This window comes from Pseudonocardia sp. TMWB2A, from assembly GCF_017312135.1.
This window is the reverse complement of sequence record NZ_QKQY01000002.1, coordinates 2,340,194-2,360,080: the sequence shown is the minus strand read 5'-3', so window position 1 is coordinate 2,360,080 and position 19,887 is coordinate 2,340,194. Positions and strand designations below refer to the sequence as shown.

16 protein-coding genes and 1 tRNA gene are annotated in these 19,887 nt (G+C 75.1%); 10 read left to right on the top strand and 7 right to left on the bottom strand.

Annotation, left to right across the window (positions count from 1 at the left end; all coding sequences use genetic code 11):
- Positions 1 to 5: 5 nt before the first annotated feature.
- The 4 genes from DMP17_RS25865 to DMP17_RS25850 are packed head-to-tail and all read right to left on the bottom strand — an operon-like array spanning position 6 to position 4,394.
- Positions 6 to 3,179 carry a hypothetical protein gene (locus tag DMP17_RS25865; RefSeq protein WP_337830866.1) on the bottom strand — a complete coding sequence of 1,058 codons (3,174 nt, stop codon included), beginning with the start codon at positions 3,177 to 3,179 and terminating at the stop codon, positions 6 to 8.
- 24 nt (positions 3,180 to 3,203) lie between these two features.
- Positions 3,204 to 3,767, bottom strand: a complete 564-nt coding sequence (locus DMP17_RS25860; RefSeq protein WP_226354319.1) for a hypothetical protein — start codon at positions 3,765 to 3,767, stop codon at positions 3,204 to 3,206.
- A 1-nt stretch (position 3,768) separates the two neighbouring features.
- Positions 3,769 to 4,227, bottom strand: a complete 459-nt coding sequence (locus tag DMP17_RS25855; protein ID WP_073576022.1) for a RidA family protein — start codon at positions 4,225 to 4,227, stop codon at positions 3,769 to 3,771.
- Complete coding sequence (locus DMP17_RS25850; protein ID WP_139282840.1) at positions 4,224 to 4,394, bottom strand: DUF4177 domain-containing protein; 171 nt, start codon at positions 4,392 to 4,394, stop codon at positions 4,224 to 4,226. Before DMP17_RS25850 ends, DMP17_RS25855 begins: the two co-directional genes overlap by 4 nt.
- A gap of 165 nt (positions 4,395 to 4,559) precedes the next feature.
- Between DMP17_RS25850 and DMP17_RS25845 the strand changes: the two genes are divergently transcribed.
- The 3 genes from DMP17_RS25845 to DMP17_RS25835 all read left to right on the top strand — a co-directional run bounded on the left by DMP17_RS25845 (position 4,560) and on the right by DMP17_RS25835 (position 8,604).
- A complete protein-coding gene (locus DMP17_RS25845) occupies positions 4,560 to 5,612 on the top strand; it encodes an ArsA-related P-loop ATPase (protein ID WP_337830865.1) in 1,053 nt (350 codons plus the stop codon).
- The gene (locus tag DMP17_RS25840) at positions 5,609 to 6,748 is read left to right on the top strand and encodes an ArsA family ATPase (protein WP_226354316.1); all 1,140 of its coding nucleotides are present in this window, start codon (positions 5,609 to 5,611) and stop codon (positions 6,746 to 6,748) included. The genes DMP17_RS25845 and DMP17_RS25840 overlap by 4 nt, the downstream gene beginning before the upstream one ends.
- A gap of 158 nt (positions 6,749 to 6,906) precedes the next feature.
- A complete protein-coding gene (locus DMP17_RS25835) occupies positions 6,907 to 8,604 on the top strand; it encodes a DUF5635 domain-containing protein (RefSeq protein ID WP_337830864.1) in 1,698 nt (565 codons plus the stop codon).
- On the opposite strand, the gene DMP17_RS25830 is transcribed toward DMP17_RS25835, so the two are convergent.
- Positions 8,605 to 9,282, bottom strand: coding sequence for a class I SAM-dependent methyltransferase (locus DMP17_RS25830; protein WP_226354314.1), 678 nt, complete (start codon positions 9,280 to 9,282; stop codon positions 8,605 to 8,607).
- A gap of 18 nt (positions 9,283 to 9,300) precedes the next feature.
- Entirely contained in the window at positions 9,301 to 9,663 is a 363-nt protein-coding gene (locus tag DMP17_RS25825) for a WhiB family transcriptional regulator (RefSeq protein WP_226354313.1), read from the bottom strand.
- Positions 9,664 to 9,817: 154 nt separating this feature from the next.
- Here DMP17_RS25825 and DMP17_RS25820 point away from each other — a divergent pair, with 154 nt between their 5' ends.
- The 5 genes from DMP17_RS25820 (at position 9,818) to DMP17_RS25800 (ending at position 15,946) form a co-directional block, all read left to right on the top strand.
- The gene (locus DMP17_RS25820) at positions 9,818 to 12,211 is read left to right on the top strand and encodes a penicillin-binding protein (RefSeq protein WP_226354312.1); all 2,394 of its coding nucleotides are present in this window, start codon (positions 9,818 to 9,820) and stop codon (positions 12,209 to 12,211) included.
- 95 nt (positions 12,212 to 12,306) lie between these two features.
- Positions 12,307 to 12,897, top strand: coding sequence for a hypothetical protein (locus DMP17_RS25815; RefSeq protein ID WP_226367953.1), 591 nt, complete (start codon positions 12,307 to 12,309; stop codon positions 12,895 to 12,897).
- A gap of 79 nt (positions 12,898 to 12,976) precedes the next feature.
- Complete coding sequence (locus tag DMP17_RS25810; protein WP_308016890.1) at positions 12,977 to 14,293, top strand: MFS transporter; 1,317 nt, start codon at positions 12,977 to 12,979, stop codon at positions 14,291 to 14,293.
- Between the two features lie 2 nt (positions 14,294 to 14,295).
- Complete coding sequence (locus DMP17_RS25805; protein ID WP_337830863.1) at positions 14,296 to 15,447, top strand: DNA polymerase III subunit delta'; 1,152 nt, start codon at positions 14,296 to 14,298, stop codon at positions 15,445 to 15,447.
- Positions 15,440 to 15,946 carry a 2'-5' RNA ligase family protein gene (locus DMP17_RS25800; protein WP_337830862.1) on the top strand — a complete coding sequence of 169 codons (507 nt, stop codon included), beginning with the start codon at positions 15,440 to 15,442 and terminating at the stop codon, positions 15,944 to 15,946. Before DMP17_RS25805 ends, DMP17_RS25800 begins: the two co-directional genes overlap by 8 nt.
- Here the strand turns inward: DMP17_RS25800 and DMP17_RS25795 are convergent.
- The gene (locus DMP17_RS25795) at positions 15,936 to 18,215 is read right to left on the bottom strand and encodes a M20/M25/M40 family metallo-hydrolase (protein ID WP_337832733.1); all 2,280 of its coding nucleotides are present in this window, start codon (positions 18,213 to 18,215) and stop codon (positions 15,936 to 15,938) included. The genes DMP17_RS25800 and DMP17_RS25795 overlap by 11 nt on opposite strands.
- 167 nt (positions 18,216 to 18,382) lie before the next feature.
- Between DMP17_RS25795 and DMP17_RS25790 the strand changes: the two genes are divergently transcribed.
- Positions 18,383 to 18,459: transfer RNA gene (locus DMP17_RS25790), tRNA-Thr, on the top strand.
- An 89-nt stretch (positions 18,460 to 18,548) separates the two neighbouring features.
- Complete coding sequence (locus DMP17_RS25785) at positions 18,549 to 19,880, top strand: site-specific integrase (RefSeq protein ID WP_337830861.1); 1,332 nt, start codon at positions 18,549 to 18,551, stop codon at positions 19,878 to 19,880.
- Positions 19,881 to 19,887: the final 7 nt, after the last annotated feature.

Genomic DNA, 19,887 nt, shown 5'->3' with positions numbered 1-19,887 from the left:
CGGGCTCAGCCGCGGTCGGTGCGGGCGGTGCCGTTGCGCGGGGTCGGCTCGCCGCCGTTCTCGCGGGCCGCGAGCTCCTCGTGCAGGCGCTGCAGCAGGTCCTGTTCGGTGGGGGTGAGCCGGTCGGCCAGGCCCCCGGCGGGGCGGGGTCGCGGCCGCGGCCTCGGCGCGGGGTCGTCCGCGGGCCCCGTCGTGGGGTCCTGTGCCGGCCCCGGTGCGGGGTGTTCCGTCGACGGTGCGGGGTGCTCCGTTGCGGGTGCGACGACGTCGGCCGGTTCCGTGGGGTCCTCCTCGGTGCCGTCCCACTCGGTGCTGTCCCGCTCCGTGCTGTCCCGCTCGGTGGCGTCCCACTCGTCCGGCTCGTCGTCGGTGAGCAGGAGGTGCCGGGGGCGGCGCTCCCCGTCGGCCGGGGCCGGGGGTGCCGGGGCACGGAGGATCGGGATGCCCGGGGACGGGGTAGGGGCCTCGTCGACGGGGTCGGCCCCGTCGGCCGGGGGCGGGAAGCCGGTCGTCCCGGTTCCGGCCGGTCCGGTGGCCGCGGGGCGGTGGAGTCCGGCCCGGGCGTGCGGAGCCGGTCCGGCGTGGGCCGGGGCGTCCTCCGGGGCCGGTGCGGCTCCGTCGGCCTCGGTCCCGGCGGGGGACGTGCCGGCGTGGGTCCGGTCGGACCCGGGCCCCGGGTGTGCCGGCCCGGAGGTGGGGCGGGCCGGGTCGTCGCCGGTGGTCACGTGGTGGGCGGGATGCGCGGGGCCGTCGCGGCGGTCGTCGACGGTCACGGTGGCGGTCGCGGAGGGGACGACGTGCGGCGTGCCCGGGACGGTCTCCTCGACGTCGCTCCGGTCGGTCCGCGCCGCGGTCTCCGGCGGCGGGATCTCTCCGGCCCAGGCACCGGAGGCCCAGTCCGCGAGCCACGACGCCTCGCCGGGTCCCGGTGCCGCGGGCGGTCCGACGGGCGGACGCCCGACGACCGGACCGGGCCCGCCGCCCGCGGGCGCACGGACCTCCCCGGCCCGCCTGCGGAGCGGCACACCGAGGTCGCGCGGGGCCGCCCGTGGGCCGGTCGGGGCCGGGTCCGCGGGGACGACCGGCGGAACGGACGCGGCCGGGGACACCGCGGCCGCGGGCGGTGACGAGGCGGCGGGGTGTGCAGGGATCCCGGGAGGTGCGGGGGCGACCGGTGGTGGGGGCGGTCCGTCGGAGGGGGCCGACGGCCGCCCGGACGGCGGCGCGGCGGGCCCGACCGGACGCCCCGCCACCGGCCCGCGGCCCGCGGGAGTGGGGTGCGCGCCGTTCGCGTCCGGGTGGTGGCCGTTGCCGGCGGCTCCGGGGTCGGCGACGAACCGGTGCCGGGGGACCTCGCCGACCCCGCTCGGCGGGGTCGGGTCCGGGCTGTGGCCCTCCGGGGGAGAGTCGAACCAGTCGCCCGCGGAGGCCTCCCGCAGCGCCCGGATCGGCGGCGACGGCCGCGGTGCCGGATGCGCCGTGTCCTCCCCCTCGGCGGGTGTCGCGACGCGTCGGGCCGCGGGGCCGCGTGACCCGGCCGGGCCGGGACCGGCTCCGTCGGACGTGCCGGTCCCCGGGACCGGAGCGGCCCCGTCGGACGTGTCGGTGCCCGGACCGGACGTGGCCGGGTCGGAGGCGGCCGTCCCCGGACCGCGAGTGGTCGGGTCGGAGGTGCCGGTCCCCGGGGCGGGAGTGGTCCCGTCGGGGGTGCCGGTCTCCGGGGTGGGAGTGGCCGGATCGGCAGTGCCGGTCCCGGGGCCGGGAGCGGCCTCGTCGGAGATGCCGGTCTCCGAGGCCGATCCGGTCGGCTCGGATGCGCTCGCCGGGGAGCCGATCCCGATGGCGTCCACGCCCGGGGCGTGGCTGGTCCCGCTGGAGGAGGCCTCCGCGGCCGGAGCCGGACCCGCACCGGAGAGGGAGGTCTCCTGATCCGGGGCCGGACGTACCTCGCTGTGGGACCGGTCGGCGTCGGAGGCCGGGCGCCGTCCGACACGGACCCCGTCCGGTCCCGGGATCGGGTCCGCCCCGGTGTGCGGCGGGCCCGCTTCCGGAGCCGGGTCCGGCCCGGTGCCGGACGTGGCTGCGTCCGGAGTCCGGTCCGGCCGGGCGTCGGGTCCGGCCGCTCCCGGCGACGGGGCTGCCGCGGCGGACCCCTCCGTCCTCGGCTCCGGGTCGGCCCGGCCGGGCCGGTCCTCCGGTTCCGGGGACTCCGTGGCGGGGCTCCCGGTGAACGGCGCGGGGCGGTCGACGCGGACCGGTGCGGGTGGTGGGTCCGAGGCGGGGATGTCCGTGTCGACCGAGGAGCCGTTGGAGAAGTCGCCGGGGGAGCTGTCGGTGCGGTGCCCGGCCGGTGCGTCCTCGACGGCGTCGGGTCCGGCGGCGGCCGGGATCCCGTCCCGGTCGGGCCGCGGGGCCGGGGGGACCGCCGAGGACGGGAGCCCGACCCGGTCGGAGGGCCGGTCGTCGGGAACCCGGTGGGACGGCGGGCCGGACGTGTCGACGTCCGTAAACCTGTCCCCGGGTTCCACGAGGGGTGACCGGGACGTGTCGGGGGTGGGCCGTGGTGCGTCGCCGGGGAGGGACGCCGACACGTCCTCCCGGGACGGAGCGGCGGGGAGCGGACGCGCGACCTCCCGGGCGGCGCGGTGGTAGCCGGGGTCCGGGCCGTCGTCGCCGACCTCGACCGACACGACCAGTCCGGCCCGGGCCAGCGCCGACTGGGCCTGGTAGGTCAGGACCTCGGGTGCGCCGTGCGGCCCGGTGCGGGCCAGCAGCACCGGCTGCGGCAGCGGGCCGGGGGCGGCGCCGGCGGGCGTCGTGCGCCAGGCCAGCGTCCAGCCCGACTCCGGGACCGGGACGCCGGCGAGCGCGGCCGCGACCGCCTCCGCGGCACCGGGCGGGCCGTCGCCGTCGAACCGGTGCGGACCGGCGGCGACGTCCGCGGCGGGCGGCAGGCAGGCGTCGGCGTCGGGCTGCACCCGGCGGGCCGCGGCCTCGGCGACCAGCTCGGAGCGCACCGCGTGCGGCAGCACCGCCCGTCCCGCGACGAGCTCGGCGACCAGCAGCTCCAGCGCGTGCCCCTCCTCGCCGACGGCGACGAGCTCGCGTCCGGTGGCGAGCAGGTCGTCGTCCACCCGGCCGGCCAGTTCCCGCAGCAGGCGGTACGTGGGGTCGGACATGGGGGCCTCCTTCGCGGTCCCGCGTCAGCCGGTGGGGACCGGCTCGCGGCTCCACAACGACGCCGCCGCGGTGCACGCGGCCTCGTGGTACTCGGTCGGGGCGTCGCCGGTGAGGGCCTCGACGCGCGGGACGCGGTCACCGTGGACGCGCAGCAGACGCGCGACCGCGGCGGCGAGCAGGTGCGGCCGCTGCGCGTCACGCACGAGCAGTACGCGGGCGCCGTCCTCCCGTACGGCCAGCAGCAGCGCGGACGCCTCGTCGCGCACGACCGACAGCGCCGACCACGCGGCCAGGTCCGGCTCGCCCGCCGTGAACGCGGGCGGGGCGGGCGGAGTGCCGGGCAGCACCGCCTCGACCAGGCGCCGCGACGGCGCGTCCGGCCCGACGACCTCGGCGAGCAGCGCGCGCTCGTGCCCGGTCAGCCCGATCCGGTGCCGCAGCAGCGTGCGCGGAAGGACCGCGCCCAGCGCCGCGGTGTCCCCGGCGGCCAGCCAGTCGCGCAGCCGCCAGAGCAGCTCGTCGGGGAACCGGCCGGCGAGCCGCAGCAGCAGCTCGTGACCGGCCGGGACCCCGGCGAGCCGATCCATGTCAGCCGCCGACCTCGACCGTCAGCTCCACCTCGACCGGCACGTCCAGCGGCAGCACCGCGACGCCGACGGCCGACCGGGCGTGTGCCCCGGCCTCGCCGAACACCTCACCGAGCAGGTCCGACGCACCGTTGATCACACCGGGCTGGCCGGAGAACGACGGGTCCGACGCGACGAACCCGACGACCTTCACGACGCCGGTGACGCTGTCGAGGCCGACCAGCCCGTCGATCGCGGCGAGCGCGTTCAGCGTGCAGATCCGGGCCAGGTCGTACGCCTGCTCGGCGGTGACCGTGGCGCCGACCTTGCCGGTCGCGGCGACCTTCCCGTCCACGAACGGGACCTGCCCGGCGGTGAACACGAGGTTCCCGCTGCGCCGGGCCGGGATGTAGGCACCGGCCGGTGCGGCCACCGCGGGCAGGGTCAGCCCCAGCTCCTTCAGCCGGGCGAGTGCGCTCACTGCTGCACCGGCCGCTTGAAGAACGCCACCAGCTGCTCGGCGTTCGCGCCGCTCGTCACCGTGACCAGTTCCCAGCCGTCCTGGCCGAAGTTGTCCAGGATCGCCTTGGTGTTGTGGATCAGCAGGGGGGCGGTCAGGTATTCCCACTTCACGACCGGGGAGCTCATGGGCGGGACTGTAACCCGGGCACCCGACACCGAACCGCCGTGGCGCGACGGATGGCCGTCCCCCTGCGACGGACGCCCACCGCCGGAGCGCGGGACGCGCCTCGTCCGTTGTGGGACGCACCTCGCCGACGGGCCGCTGTCGGTGGGCGCTCGTAGGCTGGATCCGTGACCACGACCGTCCGGCCCGAGCCCGGAACCCGCCCCGACCCGTGGCCCGACGCGCTCTCCCGCGCGCGGTTCCACGTGGTGTCCGGCAAGGGGGGCACCGGCAAGACCACCGTGGCCGCCGCCCTCGCGCTGGCCCTCGCCGGCGGCGGGAAGCGGGTGCTGCTCGTCGAGGTGGAGGGCCGCCAGGGCATCGCGCAGGTCTTCGACACCGCCCCGTTGCCGTACGAGGAGCGCCGGATCGCCGTCGCGCCCGGCGGGGGCGAGGTGCGGGCGCTGGCCGTCGACGCCGAGGCCGCTCTGCTGGAGTACTTCGAGATGTTCTACCGGCTGGGCGTGGCCGGGCGGACCCTGCGCCGGATGGGCGCGATCGAGTTCGCGACGACGCTCGCCCCCGGCCTGCGCGACGTGCTGCTCACCGGCAAGGCCAAGGAGTGCGTCACCCGCACGGAGTCCGACGGCCTGCCCGCCTACGACGCGGTGGTCCTCGACGCGCCGCCCACCGGCCGTCTCGTGTCGTTCCTGGACGTCACCAAGGCGATGGCCGACCTGGCCAAGGTCGGGCCCATCCACGGGCAGGCCAAGGGCGTCGAGGCGCTCATCCACTCCCCGCTCACCGCGGTGCACCTGGTCACGCTGCTGTCGGACCTGCCGGTCACCGAGACGCTCGACGCGGCCGCCGAGCTCGACGCCGCCGGGATCCCGCTGGGCTCGGTCGTCGTGAACCGGATGCGCGAGCAGTGGCTGCCCGACCGCTCGGTCACCGCCGCCGCGGGCGGGCGGGTCGACGCGACCCGGATCCGCAACGGACTGCAGAGCGCCGGGATCGAGCTGGCCCCCACCGAGATCGACGGCCTGGTCGCCGAGACCGTGGAGCACGCCGTCGCCGTCGAGGGGGAGACCGCCGCGCTGCGCCGCCTGGAGACCGAGCCGACCCCGCCGCTGCCGCGGCTCACGCTGCCCGCCCTGCTCGGCGGGGTGGACCTCGGCTCGCTCTACGAGCTCGCCGAGTCGATGACTGCGCAGGGTGTGCACCTGGAGGCCCGCCGATGACCGCCGACCTGGACGTGGACGCCCTGATCGACGACCCGGGCACCCGGGTCATCGTGTGCTGCGGCTCGGGCGGCGTCGGCAAGACGACCACCTCCGCGGCGCTCGCGGTGCGCGCCGCCGAGCGCGGGCGTCAGGTCGTCGTGCTCACCATCGACCCGGCGCGTCGCCTGGCCCAGGCCCTCGGGGTGAGCGAGCTGTCCAACGACCCGGCCCCGGTCGGGGCGGTCGACGGCGAACTCGCCGCGATGATGCTGGACATGCGTCGCACCTTCGACGAGATGGTGGAGTCGCACGCCCCGCCCGAGCGGGCGCAGAAGATCATCGAGAACCCCTTCTACCAGACGATCTCCTCCTCGTTCTCCGGGACGCAGGAGTACATGGCGATGGAGAAGCTGGGCCAGCTGGCCGGTGCCGGGACGTGGGACCTCGTCGTCGTCGACACGCCGCCGTCGCGCTCGGCGCTGGACTTCCTCGACGCCCCGCAGCGCATGTCCCGCTTCCTCGACGGCCGCATGATCCGGCTGCTCGCCGCGCCCGCCCGGGCCGGCGGCCGCGGGCTGCGCCGGATCGTCGAGGCCGGGTTCGGGCTGTTCGCCAAGGCCGTCGGGTCGATCATCGGCGGGCAGATGCTGCAGGACGCGTCGGCGTTCGTGCAGGCCTTCGACACCCTGTTCGGCGGGTTCGCCGAGCGGGCCGAGAAGACCTACGCGCTGCTGCGCTCGGAGGGGACGGCGTTCCTCGTCGTCGCCGCGCCGGAGCCGGACGCGCTGCGCGAGGCGGCCTACTTCACCGAGCGGCTGTCGTCGGAGGACATGCCGCTGGCCGGGCTCGTGCTGAACCGGACCCACCCGGTGCTCGCGCCGGTCTCCGCGGCGCGTGCGCGGGCCGCGGCCGAGCAGGTCGGTGGGCCGGGGTCGCAGATCGCGGCGGCGGTGCTGCGGCTGCACGCCGACCGCGTCGACCTGCACGAACGGGAAGAGCACCTGCTCACCCGGTTCTCCGCCGCGCACCCCGGGGTGTCGGTGACGCGGGTCCCCGCGCTGGCCGGCGACATCGCCGACCTCGACGGGCTGCGCCGGGTCGGTGCGCTGCTGGCCGGCGAGGCCGAGACCGGCGCCGCGGCGACGGCGGGCTGAGAAGAAAGGGCAAGCATCCGACGCCACGGCCAGACTGCTTGTACTTTAGAGTCTCGCTAAAGACGAAGCCTAGAGGTCGGTGGCGTCGGATGCTCCCCTTTCACCCGGAGTCGGATCTCGTTCAGGATCGGGCGCGACTCCGATCGACGGTGCGAGCCGTGCTGGACAAGCTCTCCTCGGGTCGGCTTCCCGACGATGTGGAGCGTCAGCAGGTCGACCTCAAGGAGGAGGCCGGTCGACGGGGGCGCGGCGGTGTCCTGCTGCCGGGGCAGGAACGGAACACGGCAGCGGCCGAGCATCTTGCCGACGAGGTCGCCTGCTTCGCCAACACGGCCGGAGGCGGCGCGCTCCTCCTCGGGGTGGAGAACAAGTCCGGCGAGCTGCTCGGAACGGCCCTCGACGCGGAGTGGCTCCGGCACGCCATCTACACGCGTGTCGACATCGCGCCGGCTGTGGAAGTCGAGGTCGTCGATGGTGTGCGGCTGCTCGTTCTCTACGTCGCGGGTGCCGACGAACCGGTTGAGGACACCAGCGGTCGATTGCGCTGGCGGGTCGGCCCGCACTGCGCGCCGGTCGATCGCGCCGAATGGTGGCTGCACCGCCAGGACCGCCGGGGATTCGACAGCATGGCGGTCGCCACGACCCGGAGTCTGGTCGACGTCGGTCCGGGTGCCGTCCTCGCCGTGCGGCGGTACCTCGACCGGGGCGGTCACGCCGATCTGGCCGCGGAACCGACTCCCGATCTCCTGCGCCGGCTCGGAGTGCTGAGGCCTGACGATCGTCTGACACAGGCGGGCGCGCTCCTGCTCTGCCCGTCCGACCGCACCTATCTGTCGGTGTCCGTTCTGGAGGTCGAAGGAGGAGATGTCCTCCTCAGCCCTCCCGACCTCTCCGGGCTCAGCGTCATCGAGCAGCTGGCCCGGGGCGAGGAGCGATTGGAGGCGGTCAACACGGAGATCACGTTGCGGTCGGGGTTCGCCCGTCCCAGCGTGCGACGCCTACCGATGGACGCCATCCGCGAGGCTGTCGTGAACGGACTGGTCCACCGGGACTGGCTGGCACCACAGCCGGTGACGATCACTTGGGTCCAGGCCGATTCGGCCCTGCAAGTCATCAGCCCTGGCGGCTTCACCGGTGGAGTGACGGCTCAGACCGTCCTGACCTCGCGGCATGCACGCCATCCTGCGCTCGCCGACGCGTTCCGCGCGCTCGACCTCGTCGAGAAGCAAGGTCTCGGCGTCGACCGCATGTATCGGGAGATGGTCGTACTCGGTCACCGTCCACCGCTCATCGTCGAGGAGCCCGGGCCGCAGATCCGGCTTCGCCTGGTCGGCGGGCATCCGGTCATCCCGGTCATGGCGTTGACCGGCCGGATCGATCCGACGGTTCGACGCCGCGACGTGCGGGTCGCGCTCGTAGTCGACCACCTGCTGCGACACTCGCTCGCGACCGCCTCCGGCATGGCACCGGTCCTGCAGCGGACCCCGGCAGAGGCGGAGGAGGCGCTGGAGACGGCCGCGGACTGTCGGGTGGACGGGACGCCACTCGTCGAGCGCTACAAGGACGTGTGGGTCCTGTCGCGCGGGGCCGTTGCGGTGGTCGAGCGCTCTGCGGAGGCGGATGAACTCCGTGCTCGAGGGATTCTGACCTACCGACGCCCGGATGACCCCGTGTCCGTGGCGGCCGAGTGGTTCGCCGAGCATGCCCGGATGACATCCGGGGACTACGCGTATCTCACTGGTCTGACCACCAACGGAGCGAGAGCCCAGCTCGAGCGCCTCGTGGCCGACGGTGTGCTCGTCCGCGGCGACGCACGAGGTAGGAACGCGCACTTCGTCCTGGCGTCCCACGCCTGATCAGGGCATCGAGAAGAAGATCATCGGGTTGCGTGAGGTCCCGCGGACGCCGGTGATCCCCAGCTCGGCCCGGACGGCGTCGAGCGCGCGCAGGTTCCGCGGCGCCGCCGCGCGCGAGGAGGTGAACCAGCCGGTGCCGCTGCGCTCCAGGTGCCGCAGCACCTCGGACCCCTCGGTGAACGGGCGCGCCCGGGGCAGGTGGAACACGTCGTGCACGCTGGTCGGGGTGCCCGTCGCGATCCGCCCGAACAGGTGCTCCAGGTACCAGCGGGCGAAGCGGCGTCCGTGGTCGGCGTCGACGAACAGGTAGCCCGTGTCGGCGGGGACCTTCTCGACGGTCTCGCGCAGGTCACCGCGGTGGAACGTCCAGCGCCCGGTCGACAGCTCCTCGGGCACGGTGCCGCACACGTGGTCGACCAGGTCGAACGACTGCAGGTGACCGGACCCGTTGTCGCGCAGCGCGGACAGGATCCAGGTGGTGGACCAGCCGTAGTAGGTGCCGACCTCCACCACCTGCGACGGCCGGTGGTGGCGCAGCAGCAGGTAGGTCAGCTCGGCCTCGACGTCGTCGAGCTGCGGGGTGATCGTGCCGTCGGCGAGGAGCTCCCGCTGCCGGTCGATCACCGTGGCGAGGTCGTCGGCGTGCGTCCGGTAGAGGCCGGCCAGGAACTCGAGCACGCGCCTGACGCTATCGGGTCAGGCGCTCCTGCTGCGTCCGGCGTAGTGGTCGGAGCGCGCGCGCCCGAGCAGCGCGGCCCAGTCGCGCACGTCCGGGCGCCGGCGCAGGAGTGCGCGGCGCTCCCGCTCGGTCATCCCGCCCCACACGCCGAACTCGACCTGGTGGTCCAGGGCGTGTGCCAGGCACTCGGTGCGGACCGGGCAGGACAGGCAGAACTCGCGGGCCTCGCGCTGGTCGGCACCGGTGACGAACAGGTTCTCGGCGTCGGAGGTGCGGCAGCGTGCGGCCGAACGCCAGTTCCAGACCGCGGTGCAGGCGCGGACGACGACGGCGGGGCGCAGGCGGGGCCTGCCGGTGACGGGACGCAGGGTGTCGAGCATCGGGTCGCCTCTCGGGCCGGGGCGGGCCCGGTGGCCCGCGACGTGATGCCTCGATCCTCGGACGCGGAGGGTGCCCGGGTCAGCGCGCAAAACTACGCAACCGGGGACACGAGCCTGACCGTGTCCTGACCTCCCGGCCCGTAGGCTTGCCCCTGTGAGGTTCCCCCGGCGTCTGCTCCGCCCGCTCGGCGTCCTCGCCGGCCTGTGCATCCTGCTCGGTGTGGTCACGGCGGGCATGGCCTTCCCGCTGGTCGGCGGCCTCGGCGTGCTGTCCAACGAGGCGGGTGACAGCGTCACGTCGAGCTCGGCGGACCTGGTCGGCACCCGCCCGCCGCTGACGACGACGCTCACCGACTCCGGCGGCCGCCCGATCGCCTACCTGTTCGACCAGAACCGCACCGAGGTCACGAACGACCAGATCTCGACCGCGATGAAGGGCGCGATGCTGGCGATCGAGGACCGCCGGTTCTACGAGCACGACGGCGTCGACTGGCAGGGCACGCTGCGCGCGGTCGTCGCGAACTCGGCGTCGGGCGACGTCGTCCAGGGTGCCTCGACGATCACCCAGCAGTACGTCAAGAACTACATGCTCTACGTCGACGCGACGAGCGAGGCCGAGCGGCTCAAGGCCACCGAGCAGACCCCGGCCCGCAAGCTCAAGGAGGCGCGGATCGCCCTGCAGCTGGAGCGCCAGCTGTCCAAGGACGAGATCCTCAACCGCTACCTCAACATCGTCTTCCTGGGCAACGGGTCCTACGGCGTCGCCGCCGGGGCGCGCACCTACTTCAACACCACGCCGGACAAGCTGACCGTCCCGCAGGCCGCGATGCTCGCCGGGATGGTCCGCTCGACCACCCAGTTCGACCCGGTGCAGAACCCGCAGACCGCGCTGCAGCGGCGCAACGTCGTCATCGACCAGATGCGCCAGCAGCAGATGATCGACGACGCCCAGGCGAAGCAGGCCATGGCCGCTCCGCTCGGCGTCGCGAACCCGCTGGTCCGCGTGCCGAACGGCTGCAACGGCGCCGGCGACATGGGCTTCTTCTGCAAGTACGTGACGCAGTACCTCACCGAGGCCGGCTTCACCGAGGAGCAGATCCAGCGCGGCGGTTACACCATCCGCACCACCCTGGACCGCCGCGCGATGGAGGAGGTCAAGCGCTCCCTCGACAAGGAGGTGCCGCCGGACACCCCCAACGTCGCGAACGTGATGTCGCTGGTCCAGCCCGGCCAGGACAAGCACCGCGTGCTCGCGATGGGGTCGAGCCGCACGTTCGGCCTGAACGCCGACGCCGAGGAGACCAGCTACGGCCTGCCGTACCAGCCGGTCAACCTCGGTGCCGGGTCCACGTACAAGATCTTCACCGCGGCCACCGCGCTGGAGAAGGGCCTCGGCATCAACTACTCGATGCAGGTGCCGCCGTCGGGCTACGCCTCCCCGATCTACGTCGACGGCAGCGGTCGCCCCGTCCCGGTCGCGAACGCCGGCAACTACCCCGGCCGGATGAGCCTGACCGACGCGCTCGCGCAGTCGCCGAACACCGCGTTCATCAAGCTCGAGGAGTTCACCGGGGTGCCGGACGTGGTCGACATGGCCGTCCGCCTCGGCATGAAGTCCCTGGCCACGACGCCGTTCGTCGACCCGGGCACCGGCAAGCGCACCGACCGCTCGATCGCCGAGGTGATCAAGGACCAGCGGCTCGCGTCGTTCACGCTCGGCGTCACCCCGACGTCGGTGCTGGAGCTGGCCAACGTCGGCGCCACCCTGTTCTCCCAGGGCAAGTGGTGCCCGCCGACGCCGATCGACTCGATCACCGACGCCGAGGGCAAGCCCGTCCCGATCACCGAGGAGCCCTGCCAGCAGGCCGTCGAGCCCGCCCTGGCGAACACCCTCGTCACCGGCCTGAGCAAGGACGACGTCGCCGGCACCTCCGCGGCCGCGGCGAGGGCCGCCGGCTGGACCCGGCCGATGGCGGGCAAGACCGGGACGACCCAGCAGCACAAGTCGGCCGCGTTCATGGGCGCGATCCCGGAGATGGCCGGAGCGGTCATCACCTTCGACAACTCCAACCGTCCGCGACCCCTCTGCGACGGCGGCGGCGCCCCCTTCGCCTGCGGGAACGGCAACATCTTCGGCGGCAAGACCCCGGCCCGGACCTGGTACGGCGCGGTGACCCCGCTGGTGGCGAACACCCCGCCGACGCCGCTGCCCGCGACCGACCCGCGCTACCTCGACGGCGGCGCCGAGTCCCGCATCCCGGACGTCGTCGGCCGGTCGGCCCGCGCCGCCCGCGGCGAGCTGGAGGGTGCCGGCTGGCAGGTCACCACCCGCACCGTCGACAACAACGCCCCGGAGGGGACGGTCGTCGGGCAGGAGCCCCGCGGCGCCGCGCTCCCGGGCGAGCAGGTGACCCTGCAGGTCAGCAGCGGGTCGGTACCGGCCCCGCCGCCGCCCCCGGGCACCCCGACGCCCGGCCCGGCCCCGGGGCAGGACGGCGGCCCGCCGGCGGACCGCCCGGACGGGAACCGGCCGCCCGACGGCGGGTGACGCTCCGTCCGGCCGGGTCACCCGGCCGGGCGGCACCGCGCGCCATACCCCGTCGGAACGAGGCATCACCGCTGGTCGCGGCCTAGCATGCCGTCATGGCCGTGCGGTGGAGGAGCAGGCGTCCCGCGCCGGCGCCCGCCGACGACGGGCGCTGGGGCGTGGCGCGGCTGGTCGCCGAGCGCGAGGCGGACCGGCTCGCCCGGGAGCGGGTCGCCCCCGCGGAGGCCCCGGACCCCGACCCGCCGGCGGAGGAGGAGCGGCCCGCTGCGCGCGAGCCCGACGTCGACGGCCCCACCCAGCGGACCCTGACCGCGGTCCGGCGCCGCAGGCCCGGCCCCGCCGCCATCCCCACCCCGGACGACGACGCGGGCGACCCGGTCCCCGGCCCCCGCCGCCCGGTGACGCCCACCCCGTCGTCGCCGGTCCCGCCCGCGCCCCGGCGGTCCCCGACCGGCCCGGTGCCCCGGCTGCCCGCCCCGCGCCGCCCCCGCGCGGACGGCGACGAGCCCGTCGGCACGGTCTACCGGCCGCCCGCGGTGTCCGCCCGGCCCCCGGTCGACCTCGACAACGGCCTGCTCGGCTTCTCCCGGCTCACCCGCGGCCGGGTCGGGGCCCGGGTGTTCACGATCGTCTTCGTCCTGATCTACCTGGTGATCCTCGTCCAGACGCTGTCCACCATCGTCTGAGGCAGCGCGTCCGCCGTCGGTGGGCCGGTCTAGCCTGAAGATCCGCACGCCGTGCCGGGTGAGGAGGAGGTGAGCCGCGATCACGACCCCGTCGTCGACGTCGCACCGCCTGACGTCGGTCCTCGCGATCCCCGCCTTCCGCAGGCTCTGGTCGGTCACCGCGGTCACCGCGACCGGCGAGTGGCTGGCGCTGCTGGCGCTCACGTCGCTGGCCACCCACCTCACCGCGGGCGCCGGGTTCACCGCGCAGAGCTTCGCGCTCGGGGGCGTCGTCGCGACCAAGCTGGTGCCGTCGCTGCTGTTCGGGCCGCTCGCCGGGGTGCTCGCCGACCGCTTCGACCGGCGCAAGGTCATGGTGACCTGTGACCTCACGAAGTTCGTGCTGCTGCTGTCGATCCCGTTCGTCGGGCAGCTGTGGTGGCTGCTGGTCGTGACCCTGCTCCTCGAGCTGTGCACCATGTTCTGGATCCCGGCGAAGGACGCGGCGGTCCCGAACCTGCTGCGCAGCCCGGCGCAGATGGAGAGCGCGGCGCAGCTGAGCCTGCTGGTGACCTACGGCGTCGCCGTCGTCGGGGGCGCGGGGCTCTTCGCGCTGGTCAGCAAGGTCGGTCCGCTGTTCGGCGCGGACCAGGCGACCACCGTCTACGCGGCGCTGTGCCTCAACGGGTTCGCGTTCCTGGCATCGGCGCTGGTCGTGTACTTCGCCATCCCGGAGATCTCCGGCCGGGCCACCGAGGCCGAGCGCCGGCACGCCCCGCCGTCGATGCTGTTCCTGCTGCGCGACGGCTACACCTTCGTCGTCCGCACCCCGCTCGTGCGCGGGCTGGTCATCGGGATCATCGGCGCGTTCACCGCGGGCGGCGCCGTGATCGCCACGGCCAAGCTCTACGCGTCGAGCCTCGGCGGCGGGGACGCGGCGTACTCGATCCTCTTCGCGTCGGTGTTCGCCGGTCTCGCGGCGGGCATGGCCGCCGGTCCGGTGCTGGCCCGGCAGGTGCCGCACCGGCGCCTGTTCGGCAGCGCGATCATCGGGGCCGGGGTGTCGCTCGTCGTCGTGGCGGTGGCGGTGCACCTGTTCATGGCGATCGCCGCGGTGCTGTTCGTCGGCGCGTTCGCCGGGGTCGCGTTCCTGACCGGTCTCACGATCATCGGCACCGAGGTCGCCGACGGGATCCGCGGCCGGGTCAACGCGTTCGTCCAGTCCCTGGTGCGGCTGGTGCTGCTGGGCGCGATGTCGGTGGTGCCGGTCGTCGTCGGCATCGTGGCGACGCGGACGGTGACCGTGGGCGACACCGCGCTGCTGGTCGACGGCACGCGGTTCGTCCTCGCCGGCGGGGGCGTCCTGGCGGCGGTGGTCGGCGTCGTCGCGCGCCGGCAGATGGCGGAGGAGGGGTAGTCGTGAGCGTGTGGGACGACGTGGTGGGCCAGCCCGCCGCCGTCGCCGAGCTGGACGGGGCGGCGTCGGACCCGACGGCGATGACCCACGCCTGGCTGTTCACCGGCCCGCCCGGCTCCGGCCGGTCGAACGCCGCCCGCGCCTTCGCGGCCGCCCTGCAGTGCCGCTACCACGGCTGCGGCGAGTGCACGGCCTGCCGGACCGTCATGGCGGGCACCCACTCCGACGTCCGCGAGATCGTCCCCGAGGGACTGTCCATCTCGGTCGCCGAGATGCGCTCGCTCGTCCAGCTCGCCGCGCGGAAGCCCGCCACCGGGACCTGGCAGATCGTGATCATCGCCGACGCCGACCGGCTCACCGAGGGCGCGTCGAACGCGCTGCTCAAGGCGGTCGAGGAGCCGGCGCCGGAGACGGTGTTCCTGCTGTGCGCGCCGTCGGACCACCCCGACGACGTGCCCGTCACGATCCGGTCGCGCTGCCGGATGGTGCACCTGCGCAGCCCGGCGCCCGACGCCGTCGCCGGGGTGCTGCGCGACCGCGACGGGATCGACCCCGAGCATGCCCAGTGGGCCGCGTCGGTGTGCGGCGGCCACGTCGGCCGCGCCCGGCGCCTCGCCCGCGACCCGCAGGCCCGTGCCCGGCGCGAGGAGATCCTCGGCGTGCCGACGAAGCTGCGCCGCCTCGGCGACGCGTTCTTCCACGCCGACGTGCTGATCCGCGCGGCCGAGGCCGAGGCCGACGAGCTGCGGTCCTCCCGCGACGAGTCCGAGCGCGAGGAGCTGGCCGTCGCGATGGGCGCCGGCGGCACGGGCAAGGGTGCCGCGTCGGCGGCCCGCTCGGCGAAGGCGGCCGAGCGGGACCTGGAGAAGCGCCAGAAGAGCCGCGCCACCCGGACCCAGCGGGACGCGCTCGACCGCGCCCTGGTCGACCTCGCCGGCTTCTACCGGGACGCGATCGTCGCCGCGACCGGCGCGACGGTGCCGCTGACCAACCCGGACCGCGACCGCGAGATCCGGGTGGCCGCCGCCGAGTGGGGCCCGGAGTCGAGCCTGCGTCGCCTCGAGGCGGTGCTCGCCTGCCGCGACGCGCTGGAGCAGAACGTGAAGCCGCGGATCGCCGTCGAGGCCATGATGACGGCCCTGCACCGTGGATGACCGGCCGCTGATCCTCACGGCCCTGCTCGACGACGCCACCCAGGCCCGGTTCGACGACCTGCGGAAACGGCACTTCCCGGCCGGGCGCAACCACCTCGCCGCGCACCTGACCCTGTTCCACGCCCTGCCCGGCGACGCCGCCGCCGAGCTCGCCACCGACCTGACCGCCGCGACCGACCGCGCCCCGATGACCGCCCGGGTCACCGGCCTGCGGCTGCTCGGCCGCGGCGTCGCCGTCACCCTCGACTGCCCCGACCTGTCGACCCTGCGCCGCGGCGTCGCCGACCGGTGGCGGTCCCGCCTCACCCGGCAGGACGCCGGGAAGACCGACCTGCACGTGACCGTCCAGAACAAGGTCACCCCGGCCACGGCCCGGGCGCTGCACGACGACCTGGCCGCCGGGTTCGCCCCGTGGGACGCCGGCGTCCCCGGCCTGGCGCTGTGGCGCTACGACGGTGGGCCGTGGGAGCCGGGCCCGCGTTTCCCGTTCACCCGCTGAGCTCCACCCGCGTCGCCAGCACCACCTGGTCGCCGGTGCGGTCCGGGGCCGCGCGCAGCTCCGGTGGCCGCGGCACGAAGCCCGGCACCCCGGCCGGCCCCGGCGAGAGGTCCGCGACGGCCACGCCCAGCGGCCCCGGCCCCGTCACCAGCTCGACGACGGCACCCGCGGCCGGCACCGCGTGCAGCCGGATCTCGGTCAGCCCGTCCGCCGGCGCCGCCGACACGGCAGGCCGTCCGGCGGGCGTCACGGTCGCCGTGGTGACCGCCCGGTCCGGTCGCAGCGTGATCCCCGGCGCCCCGCGCGGGCTCGTCACACGCAGCACCGCCCGGTCCGCGGTGCGGCTCAGGACCTCCACCCGCGGGCCCGGTACGGCCAGCGGCTGAGCCGGCCCGGTGCGGACCTCGTCCGGGCCCGGCCAGGCCGGCACCTCCTGTGCCGGGGTGTCCAGGTAGCGGGCGGTCCAGGCCGCGGGGACGGTCTGGTTGCTGACCCAGCGGGCACCCTCGTCGTCCTGCAGGAACGACAGGTGCGAGGCCTGCGGCCGTTCCGCCGACGGGCCGTTCACCGCCGCCCCCACCCCGGCGAGGACGACCGCGGCCAGCGCCGCCGCGACGGGCACCGGCCACACGCGACCGGGCGGACCCCCGACCGTCGCGCGCTGCATTCCCTCCGAGACGAGGACGACGGTGAGGGCCGCGGCGGTGAGCACCAGCGCCCCGGCCGGGACGCCGTCGGACACACCGGACAGCACGAACAGGTCCCAGCCCAGCGGCACCAGCAGCGCCGCCGCCGGGACCGCGCCCAGCGTGGCGGCCGCCGTCGCGACGACCGGGCGCCCCCGCAGCACGAGCGCGACGGTGAGCCCGGCGCCCGCGGCGGCCGCGGGCCACGCGAACAGGTACGACGCGCCCGGCACCGTGCCCGCGGTGACCAGGCCCAGCACCGCGAGCACCAGCACCCCCGCCGCGGCCGCGCCGGCGGCGCCCGCCCAGCGGCGCACCGCGAGCCACCACAGCGCCGTCACCGCGACGGCCAGCGCCACCGCGGCCGCCTGCACCGGGACCGGGCGGTGCAGGAACGGGCCGGTGTCCGCCCACACCGGATGCACCGCCAGGAGCGCCCGCCACAGTCCCACCGAGGCCGACACCGCGGCGACGACCGCCACGACCAGCAGCGCGGCAGCGCCCAGGACGCGCGGCACCGTCGTCGCCCCGCGCCGGCGTGCGACCAGCACCGCGGCGACGACCGCGACCGCCCCGAGCGCCGCCACCGGCCACACCAGCCACGACGGGTACACGACGGTCGTCCCGGCGAACCGGAAGTACGTCGCGTCGCCCTGCGGCGCGGCGCCGGACGCAGCCGGGTCGAGCGGGGCGAGATCCTGGTTCCCCAGGGCGCGTGCCAGGCCGAGCGCGGCCTCGCCGTGGCCCTGCACGCTCGCCGGGCTCAGGTTCTCCGGGGCGTCGCCCGTCGTGTGGTACTGCACCGGCTGCTCGACGAACGCGACGTCCACACCGGGCCGGCCGGCGTCGAGTACCCGGGTGAGGTCGGTGTCGTTGGGCAGCAGCCGGAACGCTTCCACCAGCGACGAGTCGCCCGTCGGGTGCGGTACGGCGTCGGCGAACACCCGGGCCAGCCCGGCGTTGCCCGGGGAGGTCCGGAACATCAGCGACGGCCCGGACACCCCGCGCGCCTCGAAGTTCACGGTGACCGCCGGGCGCGCGGCGGGGACGAGCTCGTCGCGGACCCAGGCCTGCATCCCGAGCAGACCGACCTCCTCGGCGTCGGTGACCAGCACGACGAGGTCGTTGCGCAGCGGCGGGCCCTCCCGCAGCGCGCGCACCGCCTCCAGGATCGCCGCCACCGACGCCATGTCGTCCGCGGCGCCCGGCCCGCTCGCGACCGAGTCGTAGTGCGCGGACAGCACGACCGCCCCGGTCGGATCGGTGCCGGGCAGGGTGGCGACGACGTTGTCGACCGGCGCCGCGGCCATTCTGCCGTCGGCCCCGCCGACGCCGGTCGAGGAGTGCAGCCGCGTGGTCAGCCCGGCCGCGGTCAGCCGGGCGGCGATCGCGTCCCGGGCGTCGACGGCGGCGGGGCTCCCGCCCGGGCGCGGGCCGTCGACCAGGTCGTCCACCGTGCGCATCGCCCGGTCCGCGCTGAACACGCCCGGGTCGGCGTCGGCCGGGACGGGATGTGGTGCGCGTCCGTCCAGCCACGTCGCCGCACTCACCAGGAGCAGGGCCAGGACCGCCAACAGCCGCATCGTCACGGGGGTGATCCTGCCTCCGGACGGCGCAGTGGGCGTCCGACTTCCGGATGATCCCGGGGCGGGGACGCGGTCGGGCACTGCGCGGAGCCGTGCCGATCGGGGGAGCCGGTGGGGGGTGCTCCGGGGGCGCGGAGGGCGCCGCTACACTGGTTTCGCACCACGCCGCCTTAGCTCAGTCGGTTAGAGCGACGCACTCGTAATGCGTAGGTCTGGGGTTCGACTCCCCAAGGCGGCTCCACGTCAGAGGCTTTTTCTGGGCCTTCTGACCAGCTCAGAGGCAAGATCGTGGCACGTTTTGTGGCACGAGATCCGCGTTAGCTTCGGCGCATGGCCTCCTCGAAGCCCCGCCGCACACGCGGCAATGTCACGTGGCTCCCCAGCGGCTCCGCCCGCGTGAGCGTGTACGGCGGCGTCGACCAGGTCACCGGGAAGCAGATCCGGCTCCGCGAGACGGTGACCGCCCGTGCCACGAAGCGGGAGACCGAGCGCGAGGCGGACAAGGCCGTGACGCGCCTGCTCAACCAGGTCGACGAGCGCCGGAGCCCGCGGACAGAGACGACGGTGAACCAGCTGATCGACCGTTGGCTCGACGTCATCGAGGTCGAGCGCAAGACCCGCGCCGGGTACGTCGGGAAGATCGAGAAGCACATCCGGCCGACGATCGGCCGGCTCCCGGTCGGCCGGGTGACGGCGGAAACGCTGGACACCCTCTACGCACGCCTCCGCCGGTGCCGGGACCACTGCCACGGCGAGAAGTACATCCAGCACCGCACGACGGCCGAGCACGTCTGCGACGAGCACTCGGCCCGACGGAAGTGCGCGAAGATCGTGGCCGGTGATCCGGATGCGACGTGCAGGTGGTGTGACCGGACCTGTCGTCACCACGTCTGCACGCCGCTGTCGGCCGGGAGTGTGCGCGTGGTCCACGCGATCCTGAGCGGCGCGTTCCAGCGCGCGATCCGCTGGGGGTGGATAGTCACCAGCCCGGTCGATCAGGTCGACCCGCCGTCCGTGCCGCGGCCGAATCCGAACCCGCCCACCGCGGAGGAGGCCGCGCAGATCATGCAGGCGGCCGAGAGCGATCCGGACTGGTCCGCGCTGATCTGGCTGACCATGACCACCGGTGCGCGGCGCGGGGAGATCTGCGGGCTGCGGTGGCCCGACGTCGACCTGGAGCGCGGGGTCGTGGTGTTCCGGTCGAGTATTGGGCAGATCGCCGGGGACGTGTGGGAGAAAGACACCAAGACCCACCAGCACCGGCGGGTCACCATCGACCCGGAGCTGGTCCTGGTGCTGATGGCACACCGCGAGCGGTGCGAGACCCGCGCGGCCGAGCTGGACATGACGGTCCGGCGGGACGGGTTCGTGTTCTCGCCGGCGATCAACGGGTCGGTGCAGCTGAACCCGGACACCGTGACCCAGCGGTACGGGCGGATGGTGAAGCGGCTCGGGATCACGACGCACCTGCACTGCCTGCGGCACTACTCGGCGACCGAGCTCATCGCGGCAGGGGTGGACATCCGGACGGTCGCCGGGCGACTCGGGCACGCTGGTGGTGGGTCGACGACGCTGCGGACCTACACCGCGTTCGTGCTGGAGTCCGAGCAACGTTCTGCCGCTGCGCTTGCGAGCCGGCGGCCGCCCATGCAGCGGAGGTAGGGCTAAG